Annotated in this window: 13 protein-coding genes; 6 read left to right on the top strand and 7 right to left on the bottom strand. The window is 39.8% G+C overall.

The window, feature by feature from the left end; translation table 11 throughout:
• Positions 1-39 precede the first annotated feature (39 nt).
• Positions 40-1,899: a cation:proton antiporter gene (locus tag BN985_RS04355; RefSeq protein WP_042221329.1), complete on the bottom strand. Its 1,860-nt coding sequence runs from the start codon at positions 1,897-1,899 to the stop codon at positions 40-42.
• 535 nt (positions 1,900-2,434) lie between these two features.
• Here BN985_RS04355 and brnQ point away from each other — a divergent pair.
• On the top strand, positions 2,435-3,721 hold the full coding sequence (gene brnQ / locus BN985_RS04350) for a branched-chain amino acid transport system II carrier protein (protein WP_042221328.1): 1,287 nt from the start codon (positions 2,435-2,437) through the stop codon (positions 3,719-3,721).
• A gap of 115 nt (positions 3,722-3,836) precedes the next feature.
• Complete coding sequence (gene recQ, locus BN985_RS04345; RefSeq protein WP_042221327.1) at positions 3,837-5,972, top strand: DNA helicase RecQ; 2,136 nt, start codon at positions 3,837-3,839, stop codon at positions 5,970-5,972.
• A gap of 158 nt (positions 5,973-6,130) precedes the next feature.
• Here recQ and BN985_RS04340 read toward each other — a convergent pair whose 3' ends face one another.
• Positions 6,131-7,369: an aminopeptidase gene (locus tag BN985_RS04340; RefSeq protein WP_042221326.1), complete on the bottom strand. Its 1,239-nt coding sequence runs from the start codon at positions 7,367-7,369 to the stop codon at positions 6,131-6,133.
• Positions 7,370-7,590: 221 nt separating this feature from the next.
• Here BN985_RS04340 and BN985_RS04335 point away from each other — a divergent pair, with 221 nt between their 5' ends.
• On the top strand, positions 7,591-7,920 hold the full coding sequence (locus tag BN985_RS04335) for a winged helix-turn-helix transcriptional regulator (protein WP_269635257.1): 330 nt from the start codon (positions 7,591-7,593) through the stop codon (positions 7,918-7,920).
• A 139-nt stretch (positions 7,921-8,059) separates the two neighbouring features.
• On the opposite strand, the gene BN985_RS04330 is transcribed toward BN985_RS04335, so the two are convergent.
• From BN985_RS04330 to megL, 4 genes are all read right to left on the bottom strand, one after another.
• Positions 8,060-9,487: an alanine/glycine:cation symporter family protein gene (locus tag BN985_RS04330; protein ID WP_042221323.1), complete on the bottom strand. Its 1,428-nt coding sequence runs from the start codon at positions 9,485-9,487 to the stop codon at positions 8,060-8,062.
• 191 nt (positions 9,488-9,678) lie between these two features.
• The gene (locus BN985_RS04325) at positions 9,679-10,200 is read right to left on the bottom strand and encodes an acyl-CoA thioesterase (protein WP_042222908.1); all 522 of its coding nucleotides are present in this window, start codon (positions 10,198-10,200) and stop codon (positions 9,679-9,681) included.
• 117 nt (positions 10,201-10,317) lie between these two features.
• Complete coding sequence (gene cls / locus BN985_RS04320) at positions 10,318-11,760, bottom strand: cardiolipin synthase (RefSeq protein WP_042221322.1); 1,443 nt, start codon at positions 11,758-11,760, stop codon at positions 10,318-10,320.
• Positions 11,761-12,632: 872 nt separating this feature from the next.
• Complete coding sequence (megL, locus tag BN985_RS04315; RefSeq protein ID WP_408634671.1) at positions 12,633-13,751, bottom strand: methionine gamma-lyase; 1,119 nt, start codon at positions 13,749-13,751, stop codon at positions 12,633-12,635.
• Between the two features lie 279 nt (positions 13,752-14,030).
• Here megL and rarD point away from each other — a divergent pair, with 279 nt between their 5' ends.
• A complete protein-coding gene (rarD, locus tag BN985_RS04310; RefSeq protein WP_042221319.1) occupies positions 14,031-14,933 on the top strand; it encodes an EamA family transporter RarD in 903 nt (300 codons plus the stop codon).
• A 76-nt stretch (positions 14,934-15,009) separates the two neighbouring features.
• Here rarD and BN985_RS04305 read toward each other — a convergent pair whose 3' ends face one another.
• Positions 15,010-16,635 carry a glutathione ABC transporter substrate-binding protein gene (locus BN985_RS04305; RefSeq protein ID WP_042221318.1) on the bottom strand — a complete coding sequence of 542 codons (1,626 nt, stop codon included), beginning with the start codon at positions 16,633-16,635 and terminating at the stop codon, positions 15,010-15,012.
• A gap of 316 nt (positions 16,636-16,951) precedes the next feature.
• On the opposite strand from BN985_RS04305, the gene BN985_RS04300 reads away from it, so the two are divergent.
• Positions 16,952-17,851 carry an ABC transporter permease gene (locus BN985_RS04300; RefSeq protein WP_052360604.1) on the top strand — a complete coding sequence of 300 codons (900 nt, stop codon included), beginning with the start codon at positions 16,952-16,954 and terminating at the stop codon, positions 17,849-17,851.
• Between the two features lie 15 nt (positions 17,852-17,866).
• The gene (locus BN985_RS04295; RefSeq protein ID WP_042221316.1) at positions 17,867-18,787 is read left to right on the top strand and encodes an ABC transporter permease; all 921 of its coding nucleotides are present in this window, start codon (positions 17,867-17,869) and stop codon (positions 18,785-18,787) included.
• The last annotated feature ends 22 nt before the right edge of the window (positions 18,788-18,809 follow it).

Genomic DNA, 18,809 nt, shown 5'->3' with positions numbered 1-18,809 from the left:
CGGGTACCTTTTTACGGCACCCGCTCTTTTCATTTAGCTTTAATTCCCATTATTAAGGTTGTTCGTACGGTTTGTTTCTATTTTAGCCTGTATTTTAGCTTTTTCTTTATTCGGAGGAGTTAAGCTTACAATGGTATCTCCCACTACTGGAACAGTACGCATCTCTTCTGAATAAAACTTAAGCTGGCCAGAAGGCTTTATTAAATATAGGAATACAGTAGACGGATCCTTATCCGCTACATACTGTTTATAATTATATTGTGCCGTTAATGTAGTCTGGCGGAAAATATAATGGTTATTCATTTTATCTGTGAGATCATCCATTGAGAATTTCTTATCGAACAGAATTCTCCCCCCTACCTTCGAAACAATCTCTGCGTTCGTACTTTTCCCTTCAACAAAAGGACTTACTTTAAAGACATTCGTCCTTCCATACTCAGGCATAAACGTGGTACAGATGAGAGAATTATATGCACGGTCGTCTGTGGCCGCAAGCAAATATTCATATGGTATGGTATCAAGGTTGTATTCCGTTTGCTCTGAAAGCATATTACCATGGTAGAAATTCAGTCCAGATTCTCTAACCTTACGTAATCTCTCCCATGAAGAGTCTACAATAATAACGGGTAGACCTGCTTTTTGTAATGACTTACCAAGCTCCACCGTAAACTTGTTGGCACCTACGATTAAAGTACCAGGCTTTCCTTCCATCGAAAGGTTGAGTTTCTTCGCAAGCCAGCCAATTGAAAAACCATGGGCCAGAACGGTAAAGAATACAAGACCAAAGGTGAGCGTTGTTAAAATTTCAGCATCTTGATACCCAGCTTCCTGTAAAACTCCCGCAAAGTAACCCGATACTGTAAGAGCCACAATCCCTCTTGGCGCAATCCAACCTACGAGCGCCTTCTCATTGAAGGATAATCCTGTACCAATGGTCGAGAGAAAGATTGATAATGGTCTAACAATAAACATCATAAGAATGACATACCCAATGATATTCGGGCTAAATATTTGCAGAAGTGTCTCCAACTGCAACGACGCTGTTAACATGATAAAAATCGTTGAAATTAATAAGATGGATATGTTCTCTTTAAAGTGACGCATATCCGAAATAGAGCTTATTCCCATATTTGCTAAGGTAATACCCATTGCTGTAACGGACAGTAAGCCCGTTTCATGCATGATTTCATCTGCTCCAGTGAAACAGAGAATAACGACAATGACGACAGCAGGTGACTTAAGGAATTCTGGAATATGTCCTGTCTCAAACATCCAGCCTATTCCTCGCCCACATGCCCAACCAAACAAAATAGCGAATATGGAAGCTGCAAAGAATAGTAGAAGTTTTGTGCCATCAGGATCAGCAGCAGTCATAAAGGATATAATCTCAAAGGCAAACACCGCCAGCAATGCACCGATTGGATCTACAATAATTCCTTCCCACTTGAGAATCTTCGCAGGCCGCGGTTTAAGTTTCGATTGACGGAGTAACGGCATAATAACTGTTGGACCTGTTACAATGAATAAGCCACCAATGACAAAAGCTACAGCCCAAGATAGCCCTGCTATATAATGCGCAGTTAGTGAACCGAGAATCCATGCAATAAATGCCCCAACAGTAGAAATGCGGAATACTGGTTTACCCAGATCCCGAAGCTCTTTAAAGCTAAGATTCAAACTACCTTCAAACAGGATGATTGCTACTGCCACGGAAATAATGGGACTATATAACGTGCCGAAATCTTCCTCAGGATTTAATATTCCAAATATCGGACCTGCTAGCAGGCCGGTAATAGACATGACTACGATTGCTGGCATGCGATAACGCCATGCAAGCCACTGTGATCCTATCCCGAGAAGACCTATCAGCATAACTTCAAATAATAGTGATGAAACCATTTCTTACCCCCCTATATGATAACGTGAATAATGTGTAATTTATTATTCCACATTAGGTATTCTATATTAATAAGGACATTTTATAGGTCTACTAGGAGAAAGTAAACAATTTTAAACTTATATTTATTCGCCAATACAATGTATGCGTTTCCATCCTTTCAGAAATAGTTGTCAAAACTAGCCATTGACAGCGGGTTTCCCTTCTTGTTACGATTAAGCTTGTTTTGCTATCCAAAGTCGGAGAGCATTTTTCGTTTAAAGTCTATTGGCATGAAATGACTTTTTTTGTCAGATAATACAGATTAGAAAAACTAGTGTTCAATCGCCTTTTTAGGGAGTGTTCACGTTTTTCTTCAGATTAGGATATCAATATTTTGATTCTTCCTTTATTGTTTCTAAGCTAGATTTTATACTTTCTTAAAGTAAAATAAAGACAAATTGAGTTCTTACTGGATGCCCTTTTCTCAGAGGTTCGATACTGTCCTCCTCTTGAGGACGGGGCAAAACCTATTTTTATCCCAAGGAGTTATTTTTAATGAATAAGGATAATATTATCATTGGTTTCATGTTGTTTGCTTTATTTTTTGGTGCGGGGAATTTAATTTACCCTCCTGTTCTCGGAATAGAAGCGGGCACATCTTATTTTATTGCCATGAGCGGATTTGTTATCACTGGGGTCGGACTTCCACTACTTGCTGTGACCGCCATATCCTATGTTAAAAATGATGCAAGGGAACTTGCAGACAAGGTACATCCCTTATTCGGTCTGATATTTACATCCTTAGTTTATTTAGCAATTGGACCCTTTTTTGGTATTCCTCGTGCTGCGACCGTAGGATATGAAATGTCTATCGAGCCATTTAATTCTAGCTCCCTTTCATTATTAATCTTTACTACTTTCTTTTTTATACTCGTATTTATATTTAGCCTTAACCCTTCGAAAGTGGTAGATCAGATTGGCAAATACCTTACACCACTGTTACTTTTGGTTATTACTGCTCTCATAGTTGGTGGGTTCTTTTTATTAAAAGAACCACTTGGCGAACCTAGTGTTAGTTATAAGAGCAATCCTTTTTTTAATGGGTTTGTAGAAGGTTACCTTACAATGGATGCTATCGCTGCACTTGCCTTTGGTATCATTGTGGTTAATGCTTACAGGGAAAGAGGGATCCATAGTAGTCAAGCAATTGTAAAGGAAACCTTGAAGTCTGGTTTGGTAACGGGAATTGGCTTAATAGCAGTTTACGGATCAATTGGCTGGGTAGGCGCTAAAGTGGGACAGCATGGTTCTTTTGAAAATGGCGGAGAAATCCTTTCTTTTGCTGCTAATACCATTTTCGGTGAATACGGTGTTATTCTTTTAGGTATTATTGTAACCTTAGCCTGCTTCACCACTTCAATAGGTTTAGTTGTTGCATGTGGCCAATTTTTTTCCAAGGTTACGACCATCCCTTACAAATGGCTTGTATTCATAGTAACGTTTGTTAGCTATATTATCGCCAACCAAGGATTAAACACGATTCTAAGTTTCTCTGTCCCAGTGTTGGTATTTATTTATCCAATTGCAATTGTGTTGATTATCCTTACTTTCTTAAATAAATTGTTTCACGGTTCTCCTTATGTGTATCGATTCGCCATTCTTTTTACAGCCTTCACAAGTCTTTACGATGGCTTGAAGGAGCTTGGTATCCCATTAACCTGGGCAAACACGTATGTTGCAAAACTACCCTTTTTCAGTATTGGACTGGGTTGGATATTACCGGCAATTGTTGGTGTAATCTTAGGCTTAATAATCACACAAGTTAAAAAGCAAAATCGCTAAAATAACAGGCTGCTTGATTAATTAAAACGCACAATTTGTCAATTGACCGAACGATCGGTCAATTTTATTATTTATTCACGAATATATGATAGGATATTTTTAGAGGAGGAGCGATATGATGGCAAAAGAACAAGAAATTCTGCAGTCTTATTTTGGTTATGAATTCTTTCGTCCTGGGCAAAAGGAAACGATCCAACATGTATTGCAGCAAAGTAGCACCCTGGCTGTCATGCCTACCGGCGGCGGGAAATCCCTTTGTTATCAGGTTCCCGGAATGGTTCTCAACGGGACAGCCATTATTATTTCCCCATTAATCTCTTTAATGAAGGACCAGGTAGATGCCCTCCAATCACTAGGGATCCCTGCTACATATATTAATAGCTCGTTAACCACTGAGGAACAGCAGCAACGCATGCGGGATATTGCTGCAAAGCGTTATAAATTTGTTTATGTGGCCCCAGAACGTTTTGAATCGTCCTTTTTCATCAATGTCATACAAAGAATTCCTTTATCCCTTATCGCCTTTGATGAAGCACATTGTATTTCCCAATGGGGGCACGACTTCAGGCCAAGCTATCGTTCCATTGTACCTAACCTTAGAAAGTTACATTCCGTCCCTGTTCTAATCGCCCTAACAGCCACCGCAACGGGCGAAGTGATTAAGGATATTCAGCAGTTGCTACAGATGGATCATGTTATTAATACAGGATTTGAACGAGCAAACCTGAACTTTCATATTATCAAAGGGAAGGACAAGGCTACCTATATACGCTCGTTTATTAAAAAACACGAGGACGAATCTGGAATTATTTATACGGCAACCCGAAAACAAGCAGACGCCCTATATGATCAATTGACCAAACGAGGCGTTTCTGTATCAAAATATCATGCAGGTTTAAGTGAGGCAGAGCGGAAACAAGCTCAGGCTGCCTTTATTCATGATGAAACAACCGTCATGATTGCGACAAATGCCTTTGGGATGGGTATTGATAAATCAAATGTCCGTTACGTTATTCACTATGCCATGCCTATGAATATAGAATCCTACTACCAAGAGGCAGGAAGAGCTGGACGGGATGGAGAGATGAGTGAGTGTATTCTACTCTTTTCCCCTCAAGACATTCAATTGCAGAAATTCCTGATTGAGCAGTCGCAAATGGAAGAAGCAGCAAAGCAAGGTGAATACAAAAAGCTACAGGCAATGATTAATTATTGTCACACTCACAGCTGCCTGACTAACTTTATATTAGACTACTTTTCCGATATGCCTTCACGCGAAGGATGTGGTCGCTGCAGTAATTGTTTAGAGCGCCAAGAGAAAAGTGATATTACAGAGGAAGCTCAAAAAATTCTATCTTGCGTAAAACGTATGGGAGAACGATTTGGTGTAGGGATGACTGCCAAAGTGTTAAAGGGATCCAAAGATAAAAAGATAAGCCAATTTCAACTTACCTCGATCTCAACTTATGGCATCCTTTCATCTTATACTGAAAAAGAACTGACCGAGTGGATCCACTTTTTGATTGCAGAGCAATTGCTTGCTACAGAAGAAGGGAAATTTCCGGTGTTAAAACTCAATCAGCAATCCGTTGAGGTGCTGAAAGGGAAACGACAGGTATGGATGTTTACTGCACCTATTCCTCAATCTGAGGAGACTGACTATCATGAAGATTTATTTACAGCGTTAAGAGCGCGACGGAAAGAATTAGCGGATGAAAAGAACGTTCCACCATACGTCCTCTTTTCTGATGCTACTCTGAAGGAACTAAGTCGTTACTTCCCTGTTACGAAAGAAGATATGCTAACCATTAAAGGAATTGGTGAGAAAAAATACGAGCAATATGGAGAAATCTTCCTCCAAGTTATACAGGAATGGCGCCAAGGAAATCAGGACGTAACAGAACGCGTACGCATTTCTGACACTCCTCGAGCAAAGCCACGCAAGGAGAGTGAGGAAGGCCCTAGTCATCTTGTTAGTTATAAATTGTTCCAATCTGGCAAATCTATAAAAGATATTGCCGCTATGAGAGACCTTTCTAAGCAAACTGTAGAAAGCCATTTATTTAAAGCTTACAAAGATGGGCACCCCCTCTTATGGCAAATATTTTTCAATGAAGAGGAAGAAGAAAAAGTCCTCGCAGCACATCAACAATTAGAAGACCCCAAACTTAAAGAGATAAAAGAAATGCTTGGAGATAGCTTCGACTATACCAAAATTAAAGCAGCCCTTGTAAAAAATGACAGAATGTAATCCTAAGAGAAAAAGGCCATACTTCGAATTAACGAAGTATGACCTCTTTTTTAAAATGAAAAAGGAAAGCATAGGATCTTGGTCTCATTGCCGTTCATTAACAGGAACAGCCACGTCCAGCTCCAGCACCCAGAAACGGGCGCTTGCGCTTTTGTTTACTATTTTACATTTAATGCCCATGTACCATTACGGAACACGGATTCTGTAGTTCCATCAGCAAGAACACCATCAATATCTAATTTTTCTGACCCGATCATAAAGTCAACATGTGTAAGGCTATCGTTTACACCATGCTTATCCAACTGCTCTTCGTCCATTGCAGAGCCTCCCTTCAGGTTTGTCGGATAGGCTTTACCTAACGCAATGTGACAAGACGCATTTTCATCAAACAGCGTGTTATAAAAAATTAGCCCAGACTGGGAAACTGGTGATTCATGTGGTACTAACGCAATCTCACCAAAACGCGTTGCCCCTTCATCTGTATCAAGTAAATGCTTTAGTGTGTCTTCCCCTTGTTCTGCTTTAAAGTCGACAACTTTTCCATCTTTTAATGTTAAGCTAAAATTATTGATCAGGCTACCACCATAGTTCAATGGCTTCGTGCTAGAAACTGTACCATTAACACCATATTTATGCGGCATAGAGAATACTTCTTCTGTTGGCATATTCGGATTGAACGTAGTTCCGCCTTCTGTTACAGCAGATCCACCCTTCCAAATGTGTCCTTCCGGAAGCTCCATTTCTAAGTCCGTTCCAGGCGCTCTAAATAAGAGTTTTTTATAATCCTTTTTATTTAGAATTTCTCTTGCTGTTCTCAAGGTTTCATTATGGGCATCCCAAGCGGCGGCTGGATCTTCTTGATCGACTCTAACAATCTTCACAATAGCATCCCAAAGGGCCTCTACGGCATCCTCTTTTGTTTTGTCAGGGAAGATTTTTTGAGCCCAATCGCCGGTTGGGATAGAGATAATAGACCAAGCAATTCGATCGTTCATTGTATATTTACGGAAGTTTTTCATAGCTTGTGCTGCAGCCTTATTTGCTTTTGCCACTCTTGTTGGATCAATATCTTTAAGTAGATCAGGATTAGTAGAACGGATGTTTAAAACTGCTGCTCCATCTTCAGCAAAACTGTCATGTAATTGAACCTTCCAATCAGGATAGGACGCAATTACTTCATCTGGTGCATTTTCATATTTTAACAAGGTCAGTTCATCATCTACCCAGTTAATATGTACATCTTTGGCACCCATTTCGTAGGCTTTACGGACAACAATTTTAGTGAAATCCGCTCCTTCTAGTGGTGCGTTGACCATTAACGCTTGGTTCTTTTGCAAATTGACTCCTTTACGAAGCGCAAGCTCTGCATACTTTTCTTTTGTTTGTTGACTAACCATCCTTATACCCCCAAAAAATAAATTTCGTATACCGTTATTATTTCACAAATTGAATGAAATTACCAAAATAACTTTTCAAATAGTGCGACTATATATCAGCGCTCGTGACGCTATTTACGGGTCATAGGACTTATGTTATGATAGAGAGAAGATAGTTACTTTTTGTAATTAATGGTGTCGTATAAGTTTTAGGCTTATTGTCATAGAGTGAGGTGATGATCATGGAGAAATTATGTCCACGTTTTGAAAAAGCAATGGGACTACTCAGCACGCGTTGGGTTGGTTTAATATTATCTGATTTGCTCGGTGGGACAAAGCGTTTCTCGGAGATGGAATCCGACTTGCCCATTAGCGGACGATTACTCTCTGATCGATTAAAAATGCTCGAAAAAGAAGGAATCGTAGAGCGCAATATTTATTCAGAATTCCCTGTTAGAATAGAGTATTCCCTTTCAGATAAAGGAAGAGCTCTTGAGCCAGTAATACAAGAAATTCAATGCTGGGCCGACAATCATGTTACCGAAGAAGAATTGAACACAGAATGTGAGTAAACTGGACGGCATACGCCGCCCTTTTTTTATGCATTATATGACTACTTCCTAAACATTTTTTAATACAAAAAAGAAAAAGCCAATTACCTTCGACTTTATTCGAAAGGCAATTGGCTCTTGCTTCATAAACTAACGGCTACTATTCTTCTTTATAGGCACTCTGATCTCTACCCCAGTAGTCAATCCCGTCTTCATCTTCAAGGGTATCTCGGTAAAAAACCGGGTCCTTGCCAGCTTTACGTTGCTGTACATAATCTTGAAGTACACGATTGGCGATTTTAAATAGACGGGTAATAGCATAAAGGTTAATTAATGCCATTACGGCCATTGCTAAATCTGCCATCGACCATACTAGGTCAAATGCGGCAACCGCTCCAAACACTACCATGGCTAGCACGGCAAAACGATAGAGAAGCATGATTACTCGACTATTTTTAATATAGGCGATATTACTTTCTCCATAATAATAATTCCCCAAAATCGAGCTATAACCAAACAACAGAATAGCGATGGCAATAAATGTACTTGCCCAATCACCAATATGGAAAGCAAAGGCATTCTGGGTCAACTGAATTCCATCAAGATCTCCCTGCCCCTCATAACCACCTGCTGTAATAAGAATAAAACCTGTAGCACTACAAATAAGGATGGTATCAACGAACACACCAAATGCTTGAATAAGTCCTTGCTTGGCCGGGTGTGTTACTTCTGCTGTGGCTGCTGCGTTTGGCACACTACCCATACCAGCTTCATTGGAGAATAGCCCCCTTTTGATACCCCACATAATAGCGGCACCAAATCCACCACCAGCAACTTCACGAATACCAAATGCATTAGTAAATATGAGCGAAATCATATCAGGTATTGCTGTAAAATTAGTTAAAAGTATATAGATAGAAATAAAAATATAAAGAATGGCCATTACTGGCACGATGACCTGCGTCACATTCGCAATCCTTTTAATACCCCCGAATATGACGATTGCTGTGAAAATGAACAATATAACTGCAAGCCAGCCTTTATTTAAATCGTATTGTTCTGAAAAGGCTAAACTGATCGTATTAGATTGTACCGAATTAAAAACAAGACCGTAAGTAATTGTAATAATAATTGCAAAAGCTACAGCCAGCTTACGATTTTTTAAGCCTTTTTCCATGTAATACGCTGGGCCACCCCGGTACTGATTTTTCTCCGGTGTCTTATAAACCTGTGCCAGCGTACTCTCCACAAATCCTGAGGCTGCCCCTAGCAGTGCGATAAGCCACATCCAAAACACCGCTCCTGGACCACCAGCAGCTACGGCAGTTGCTACACCGGCCATATTCCCTGTACCAACCCGTGATGCCGCACTAATAGCGAAAGCCTGGAATGCAGAAGTTCCTCTCTTACCCGATGCATTTATCGTACGCTTGTCAAAAAGCACTCGAATCATTTCTGGAAAATAACGAAACTGTACAAATCCTGTACGAATGGTAAACCATAGTCCCAGGCCGATTAAAACAATAATTAATATGTAGCTCCAAAGAACATCATTTACCTCGCCAATAATATTTTCTAATAACGCCACTTGTTTATCCTCCTTGTAATCATAGTATCTTAGGATACCTATTCCCCATTTTTCAACCAAGCAACCTACAAACCCTTAGAAAAATTCACCTTCCAGTTCAGCGCCTGTTTGCAAGTTTTTTAATACATATTATTCGAAATCTTTTACTATCCTGACGTGTAAATGGAAAAGAAGCCTTTATGTAAGGCTTCTTACCCCTCTCTATTCCATGGGAAGCTTGTGCCGAAATCCTCTGCTAATTCCTTGGAATGCTTTCTTCTCTCTTTACGATGTGCTGCCCTAACAGCTCCATTTTCATGAAGCTTTTTCTCATGTTCCGATACAGGGTAAACTTGAGGGACTGGTGTCGGACGGCCATCTTCATCGATTGCCACAAAGGTAAGAAATGCGGTCGTACATACCTTTCTATTTCCAGTCAATAAATCCTCTGTTACAGCCTTCACAAATACTTCCATGGACGTGTTATGTGTCCATGTTACAAAGGCTTCCAAACATATGGAATGGCCTTCCTTAACAGGCTGCAGGAAATCAACTGAATCCGTAGACGCGGTCACAACTGGCTGTCTAGCATGTCTCACAGCAGCGATGGCGGCTACATCATCTATATGAGCCATCAGTCTACCTCCAAATAAGGTACCGTGTGTGTTCGTATCTGGTGGTAATACATGCGATGTTTTTATTGTTAGCGAATCTGAGCATGGCTTTTTTTCCACAGCAATTTCTCCTTTTTCATTTTTCATTATAGTAATGATCCCTTTTTAGCGTATTGATATATACTACCACAAGTCATTGAATGGACAAAAGTGCCACCCTTATCTGCATATAGTATTTTACAAAACCGGTGATAATAATCGTGAAATTGATTCTTTAAAACGTATACCGAGTGAGCGCTGGTCGTATAGCTTTTTAGTCATTTGTGTTGAATGCTCTATATCATTGTTAAATGCTTGAACTAATCTTTCCGTTACTTCATTACTATAAATAAAAGCATTCACTTCAAAATTCAGACGAAAACTGCGCACATCAATGTTTGCCGTTCCAACAGAGGCGATTTTCCCATCGACAACAATCGTTTTAGCATGTAGAAATCCTTTCTGGTAAATGTAAATCTCTGCACCTGCATTTACCAAGTCACCAATATAGGAGAGTGTTGCCCAGTAAACAAATGGGTGGTCTGGTTTATTTGGTATCATTATCCTAACTTTAATCCCGGAAAGTGTAGCGATCCGTAAGGCGTCTCGCAGGCTGTCGTCTGGAATAAAGTAGGGGGTTTGAATATATATATATTCCTTCGCTGACATGATCATTTTAATATAACCATTTTTAATTTGTTCCCACTCAGAGTCTGGGCCACTCGATACAATCTGTATTCCCACATCCCCTTTGTGTTCAGTATTATAATATCGTTCATCATAAAGAATATGGTTTCTTGAAGCTTGGTTCCAATCCAGGATAAATCGGTTCTGCATATTTGTTACGGCATCTCCGCATATTCTTAAATGGGTATCGCGCCAATAACCGAACTTTTTATTTTTACCAAGGTATTCATCACCAATATTAAATCCGCCTGTATAGCCCACCCGCCCATCAATAATCGCTAATTTACGGTGGTTACGGTAATTAATCTTAAAGTTAATCTTAGGTATTTTTGGTGGGAAGAATGCTTCAACTAGAGCCCCTGCCTGCCTGAGTCTTCTTATGTATTTTGGTCTTAACGTTCTAGAACCCATATCATCATATAAGACTCGTACTTCTATTCCCTCGTTTGCTTTTTTAATTAATACCTCTGCAATTCTTTTCCCAAGTTCATCACTTCTTAGAATATAGTACAGGAGATGTATGTGATCAGTTGCCCTCTCCATATCTTGTAATAAAGCATCGAACTTTTCCTTACCGTCTGTAAAAATATCCACTACATTATCTTGCGTAAAAATGGCATCATCATTTCTTAAATGTAAATAAAGAAGATCCTCAAATTCGGCAATTTCTTCATGCTTAAAAACGAAACGATCCTCTTCCAATGCCCGTAACTGAGATTGAACAGCTGTTTTTACACCAAGACGACTCTTCGTATCCCATGTAAAAATTCTGCGCTTGCTAATCGGCTTTCCAAAAATCAAGTAAAGAAAAAACCCAATAATCGGAATGAACAATAATACCATTAACCATGCCCAGGTTGAAGTCGCATCCTTTCTTTCCAAAAAGATGATAGAGATGCCTAGCGCAATATTAAAAAAGATAGTTAGACCTAATAATAAGGATGTGAATTCCATATGTATGGCTCCTTCCAAAACTCTGTTCACGGACTAATACGGGTCACTCATAATATAGCACATATTTCTATGAACCGTCATATAGGTAACATACATCCTCCATCTTATATATTTACCCTCCAAGCTGTGAGAATATGCCATTGTTAAACAAAAGCGAAGAGCACACGTAATTAGGAAGGCCGACTAAGAACGCCCCGTCCTGGGGCAACGTCGGCATAACCCGGATCCTCCGGGCCCACATACGAACTGGGCCTGCGATTACTCGCCCCACCGAAAACCTTTTGGACTGAACCGTAGGAGATTAGATGAACTCGATTTTAACGAAGGTTAAAATCATAGTGAATATTATGCTTGGAAAGCGAAAAGAAAACATGCCCCTGCAAAAGGGGTATGTCGGCGTTGGCCGGCAAGGCTGGTTTTAGTCGACCTACCTAAATTAGCAGCCGATGTTGCCTTTCACCCTCCGGGTATAAGTGCGACTAAGCCTCTGGTTCACACCAGTCGGCAAGTCTTCTTTATTGTACGGAGGTGAAGGAAGTTGCGCTAGTCGCTGTGTGCTCGTAGCTAGCCGAAACAAAAGCGGAGAGTGCCTGCATAGAAACGTAGCGAGTGGAGCAAATCGACTGAAATAAAGGAATCACGGAGAGCTTGCGAAACGATGATGACTTATTGTAGGGAGATTAGCGAAGTCGCCTAGTTTCTGGCACTCGTAGCTAGCCGAAACAAAAGCGAAGAGCACACGTAATTAGGAAGGCCGACTAAGAACGCCCCGTCCTGGGGCAACGTCGGCATGACCCAGATCCTCCGGGCCCACATACGAACTGGACTGAATTAAAAAACCTCACAGAAGGACTCTGTAAGGGATAAACATTTTACATTTTATTAAGTGCCTGATTTAGATCTTTCCAAATATCTTCCCAAGCCTCCAGTCCTGCCGAAAGCCTAATAAGCTGCTCTGTAATTCCCATTTCAACACGCTTTTCCTCAGGAATTACAGCATGGGTCATTGTCGCAGGATGCTCAATTAATGTCTCAGCATCACCTAAGCTTACCGCAATTTTTATAAAGGCAAGTTGGTTAAGTAATGACTGCGCATCCTTTTTTGAGCCATCTATCTCAAATGAAATAACCCCGCCACCCCGTTTCATTTGCTGATCAATACCTTGCTCCGTTCTGTTACTTCTCGAAGGATAATAGACAGCTGTAACCTTGGGGTGCTGCTCTAGCTTTTCCGCGATTTTTTCTGCATTATCACAATGGCGATCCATTCTAATTGGCAATGTTTTCATCCCCCGAAGGAGCAGCCATGCATCAAATGGTGATATACCCCCGCCTATATCTTTCTGTGTGGTCATCGCAACATGATTAAGGAAATCATTCTTCCCTACTACTAGGCCCGCTATCACATCACCATGCCCCCCAATATACTTTGTTGCACTATGAATTACAATGTCACAACCAAGTTCAATCGGCCGTTGTAGATAAGGTGTGGAAAACGTATTATCAACTACCACTGGAATATTAAACTCCTTGGCTATTTTAGCAACTACTTCTAAGTTTATTAGCCGAATAGTTGGGTTTATTGGTGTTTCAACATAAATACAAGTTGTTTCTGGTTTAATTTTTTCTCGAATACTTTTTTCTGTGTCCATTACTGAGAAATCATGGGAAATCTGGTACTTCTCCTTCATCATGGATAAGAGTCCGTAGGTACAGCCATAAAGTCCTGAGGAGCAAAGGATATGATCATTCGCTTTTGTTAAAGCAATTAGGACAGCAGATACTGCCGCCATTCCTGATGAAAAAGCTAAGCCTCGTTCTCCCTTTTCCAATGCTGCGATTCTTTCTTCCAAAATCCTTACAGTAGGATTGCCAAGCCTTGAATAGATATAACCCTCTTCCTCCCCAGCAAAACGTCTTTCACCTTGTTCCGCTGTTGTAAAGGTATATGTTGATGTTTGGAAAATGGGTGGTGTTAGACTTCCCAGCATATCCTTTGCGTCATAACCCTGGTGAATAACTGTTGTTTCGATATGTTGATCATCTTTTTTCACAAAAAATCCCCCCTCTTTTGATTTCTTTACCTATTATTATCTTATTCTATTGAAGTACTTTTTGAAAGCGTTTTCTAAATTTCTTAGACAGGCTTTTTGCTTTTTCGATAAGACTCTTTTAAAATGAGTTTATTTGATAGAGTGAGACTTGATTTAGATGGCGTATTATTACAAGTTACGTGGGGGACAAAATTTGTACAGAAAAGAAGGGTTGGCATGAACGTAAAACATGAACAAACAGGTATTCTACTTACTGCAGGGGCATATTTGCTCTGGGGCTTTCTACCAATTTATTGGAAGTCAGTCAACCACATCTCTGCAGGTGAAATTCTCGCACACAGAATTATATGGTCTTTCGTTTTCATGCTTTTACTTGTAGCATTGTTGCGAAAGTGGCCATCTGTAATGGAAGAATGCAAAGCGATCTTAACAAACAAAAAACAGTTAATTGCAATTATTTTTGCATCCATTATGATTACACTGAACTGGTTAATCTTTATTTGGGCTGTAAATAGCGACCATGTCTTACAGGCAAGTCTAGGCTATTATATTAATCCATTGATCAGCATTTTACTTGGTATTCTCGTATTAAAAGAGTCGCTGACAAAAAGGCAGTTAGTATCTTTTATTCTTGCAGGTGCTGGGGTTCTCTTTTTAACAGTCAGCTATGGCGTTTTTCCATGGGTGTCCTTATTGCTAGCTATGAGCTTTGGTCTATATGGATTATTTAAAAAGAGGCTGGATGTGGGGGCTTTTGCCAGTTTGACAATTGAAACAATGTTCATTACGCCTTTAGCTATTATTTACTTATTAATCATACCAGAGAATGTCTTTCATTCTAATACCATCTTTGCACCTGTGACCTTGCTGCTGATAGGGGCAGGAATTGTTACAGCAGTTCCACTACTTTTATTCGCAGGTGGAGCTAGAAGAATCCCATTAGCCATGATTGGTTTCCTTCAATACATTGCTCCCACCATCATGCTAATTCTCGGTGTTTTTGTGTATAACGAAACATTTACTACTTCTCATCTTATTGCATTTGCACTTATCTGGGTAGCGCTGATTAACTATATGCTATCCACCTATTTTCCTTTTCGTAAAAGAGCAAAGGGATAGCTAAGGTCATAACATATCTGTGGTAACATTTAGACAAAAAAGAACCGAGCCCAAGGGCCCGGTACTTTTTTGTTTCTTACTCTTCAATATATGCTTGTTTGAATTGATAAATACCTTGTGCATCAATACCGAAATCTTTGACTTTGTCGCTTACACCAAGTAGGTACTCTTGGTGGTGAACATAAATCATTGGCGCTAGATCAACAAGCATCTCTTGTGCTTGAGTATAAAGGTCTTGACGCTCTTGAGTATCTGTTGCGCGACGTGCATCTTCTAATATAGAGTCAAGTTCTTCATCTTTTAAGAATGAACGGTTACCCGGTGAACCCACCTGTGAAGAGTGGAACAATGGATACATTCCATAGTCTGCGTCAGATGTAACAACTGACCAACCAAGAATAAACATGTCATGCTCCCCATTAGCTGTTCTTTCCAAATACGCGCCCCATTCTAATTCTTCGATATTAACAGTAATGCCAATCTCTTTAAGTTGAGACTGAATTGCTACTGCTGTATCTACACGTTGTTCGTTATCATTTGTCCAGATAGTCGTTTCGAACCCATCTTCATAACCTGCTTCTGCAAGTAGGTCACGAGCGGCATCTAGATCATATTCCAATCCACTAACAGACTCGTCATATCCAAATACAGGTGGTGCTAGTGGACCAATAGCTGGAATACCTACGCCATTGTACACACCATCAATAATTGTTTCTTTATTTACTGCCATTGAAATTGCCTGACGTACCTTTACATCATCAAATGGTTCTTTCTCTGCGTTAAATCCAACATAAGAAAGCGACACACTTGGTTCTTGCAATACACTAACTCCTTCAGAGCCATCTACACGGGAAACATTATTCGGACCGATAGCATCTGCTACATGAGAAGTCCCTGTTTCTAGTTCCGCAACGCGAGAACTTTGCTCTGAAACGACTTTAAATACAACAGTATCTAATTTCGCGTTCTCACCCCAATAGTCTTCATAACGACTTAATACTAGCTGAGAACCAGCATCCCAATTTTCAAGTTTGAATGGACCTGTACCAGCTGGATTTTGGTTTATGTAGGCATCTACATCTCCACCATCTTCTAGTTGAGCGTAATCTTCTTCAATTATATCCGGACTCATAATACCTGTTCCGCTATGTGCCAAGTTAGCTAGCAATGGCGCATACGGGTATTCTAGATTAATTCTAACCGTATAATCGTCCTGTACTTCTACACTTTCAACTGCTTCGAAAAGAAATGCACGTGGTGAAGCAATTTCTTCATCCATCAAACGATCGAAGTTCGCTTTAACAACCTCTGCGTTAAACTCTGCACCATCATGGAAAGTTACACCTTCCTGTAGGTGAAAATCCCAAGTTGTTTCATCAACTTCTTCCCAGTCTGTTGCAAGAAGTGGTTGAACCTCTTGGTTTTCATCTAATGTAGTTAATGTTTCATAGATGTTGTTTGCAGCATTACTTGAAGGTACATCATTGGAGCCATGAGTTGATAATGATACTACGTCTGAACCAATTGAAATGACTAGTTCGCCATCTGATCCTTCAGCAGATTCACCGTCTCCTTCTCCTTCTTCATTTGAACTTCCTTCTTCACCAGATTCCTCCGGTTCTCCATCACCTGCACAGGCTGCGAGAATCAAAGAAAGAAATAATACCAATGAAAATAAGAATAAAAACTTTTTTGATTTCATAGTTTTCTTAACCCCCTATTTTTATCTTGTGATTATTTAATATAATCTCTTAATAATATAAATCATATTTTACGAAATATCAAGAATATTTAAACGCAATATCCCTTTTTCTTTTTAAACCTTATAGATTAGGAGTTTTGAAAAGGAACAACTCACCCAACTAAATATATCGGAATATTTTATCATTTGATGAAGTGTATTTTTAATTGTAATATGAAATAGTGCGATTCTTTTACCAAAACTGAACGTTCTACCTTTTTGCAATGAAAACAAAATAGATTCAAGTTTGAATCTCAAAAAGACGAGGGGGAATAAAATGAGTGCTGAACAAGCTAATAGTACGGCTTTAAAGCCAAAAAAGGTAGATGGGCCATTGAAACGGTCTATTAAAGATTTCTATAAAAAGCTTGCTAAGAACAAAAGTGCATTAGTAGGTGGCTACCTTATCATCTTTTTATTTATTGTAGCGATTGTGGGTCCGTTTCTTACAACACAGGATCCCGACTTCATTGATTACGGTGTAAAGTTTGAAGGACCATCTGCAGAACATTGGTTGGGGACCGATCATCATGGCCGTGACATGTTTACACGAATTATTCATGGACTAGGTATTACCATGAGCATCGGTATTATCGCAACAATTATTGGGGGAATTGCAGGAGTCATAACCGGCCTTATCTCAGGATATTACGGGGGCAAATTGGATGCCGTTATTATGCGTTTAATTGATATTCTGCTAGCTTTCCCAGGAATTCTTCTAGCATTAGCCCTAATTAGTATCCTTGGTGCAAGTTTACAAAACGTTATGATTGCAATATCTATCTTCGCTATCCCAACCTTCGCTCGAATTGTCCGAGGCTCCACTTTATCAGTTAAAAACCTGGAGTACATAGATGCAATGAAGGCATTAGGAGCATCCGATTTCAGAATCATTTGCAAACATATACTACCTAATATTTTGTCACCAATTATTGTCCAGGCCAGCTTGTTTATAGCTAGTGCTGTACTTTCAGCCAGTGGGTTGTCCTTCTTAGGACTTGGTGTACAGCCACCATCTCCTGAGCTTGGTGCATTGTTAAGTGATGGAAGGGACTTCATGTGGGATGCAGGCCATATTGCTTTATATCCAGGCCTTGCCATTATGCTGATCGTATTAGCATTTAATATATTCGGTGATGGACTTCGGGATGCTTTAGATCCAAAAATTAATAAATAGGAAGTAGGTGCACATATGTTTCAGTTTATAGTACGTCGATTAATACAACTCATTCCTGTATTGTTAGGTGTAACAATCCTTGTTTTTTCCTTAATGCACCTATCTCCAGGGAATCCAGCACATATTATTGCCGGAGAAAATGCGCCAGCAAGTACGGTAGAACAAATTGAAAATCGTTTAGGTCTTAATGACCCAATAATCACCCAATATTTTCGTTTCGTAAAAGATGCAGCTTTGTTGGATTTTGGTAATTCTTGGAGAACAAGTCTTCCAGTGAGCAGTGAATTGTGGCCAAAATTCTGGGTCACTTTTGAGTTATCCATATACAGTACCATTTTCAGTATCTTCTTAGGATTATTTGCTGGAATAATTTCAGCAGTAAGGCAATACTCATTTGCAGATATTTCGATAATGTTAGTGGCATTATTCGGACTTTCTATGCCGAACTTCTGGCTTGGTCTTATGTTAATGCAGTGGTTTTCCATTCAATTAGGATGGCTACCACCGACCGGCTGGGGGACCCCACAACAGATCATCTTACCAGTTATCACTCTAGGTACGATGGGAGCAGCCGTTATAGCAAGAATGACGCGGTCCAGTATGCTTGATGTCATCTCCCAGGACTATATCCGAACAGCTAGAGCAAAAGGGTTAAAAGAGAAAGTTGTTATCTATCGCCACGCATTAAAAAATGCCTTAATACCTGTTGTTACAGTTGTGGGGCTGCAATTCGGTAGTTTACTTGCCGGGTCTGTTTTAACCGAGTCTGTCTTTGCCATTAATGGGATGGGGAAATTAATAGTAGACCGAATTCTGGCCAGGGACTTTCCTGTTGTTCAGGCTTCTGTACTAATTATCGCTGTAGTGTTCGTGTTCGTTAATTTAATTGTTGATATTTCCTATAAGTTCTTGAACAAGCGAATTAAACTAGATTAATAGATTGATGAGAGAGGTGAAC

The organism is Oceanobacillus manasiensis (assembly GCF_000724085.1).
In the GTDB taxonomy this organism is placed as follows: Bacteria; Bacillota; Bacilli; order Bacillales; family Amphibacillaceae; genus Oceanobacillus_B; species Oceanobacillus_B manasiensis.
This window is presented reverse-complemented; position numbering and strand designations above follow the sequence as displayed.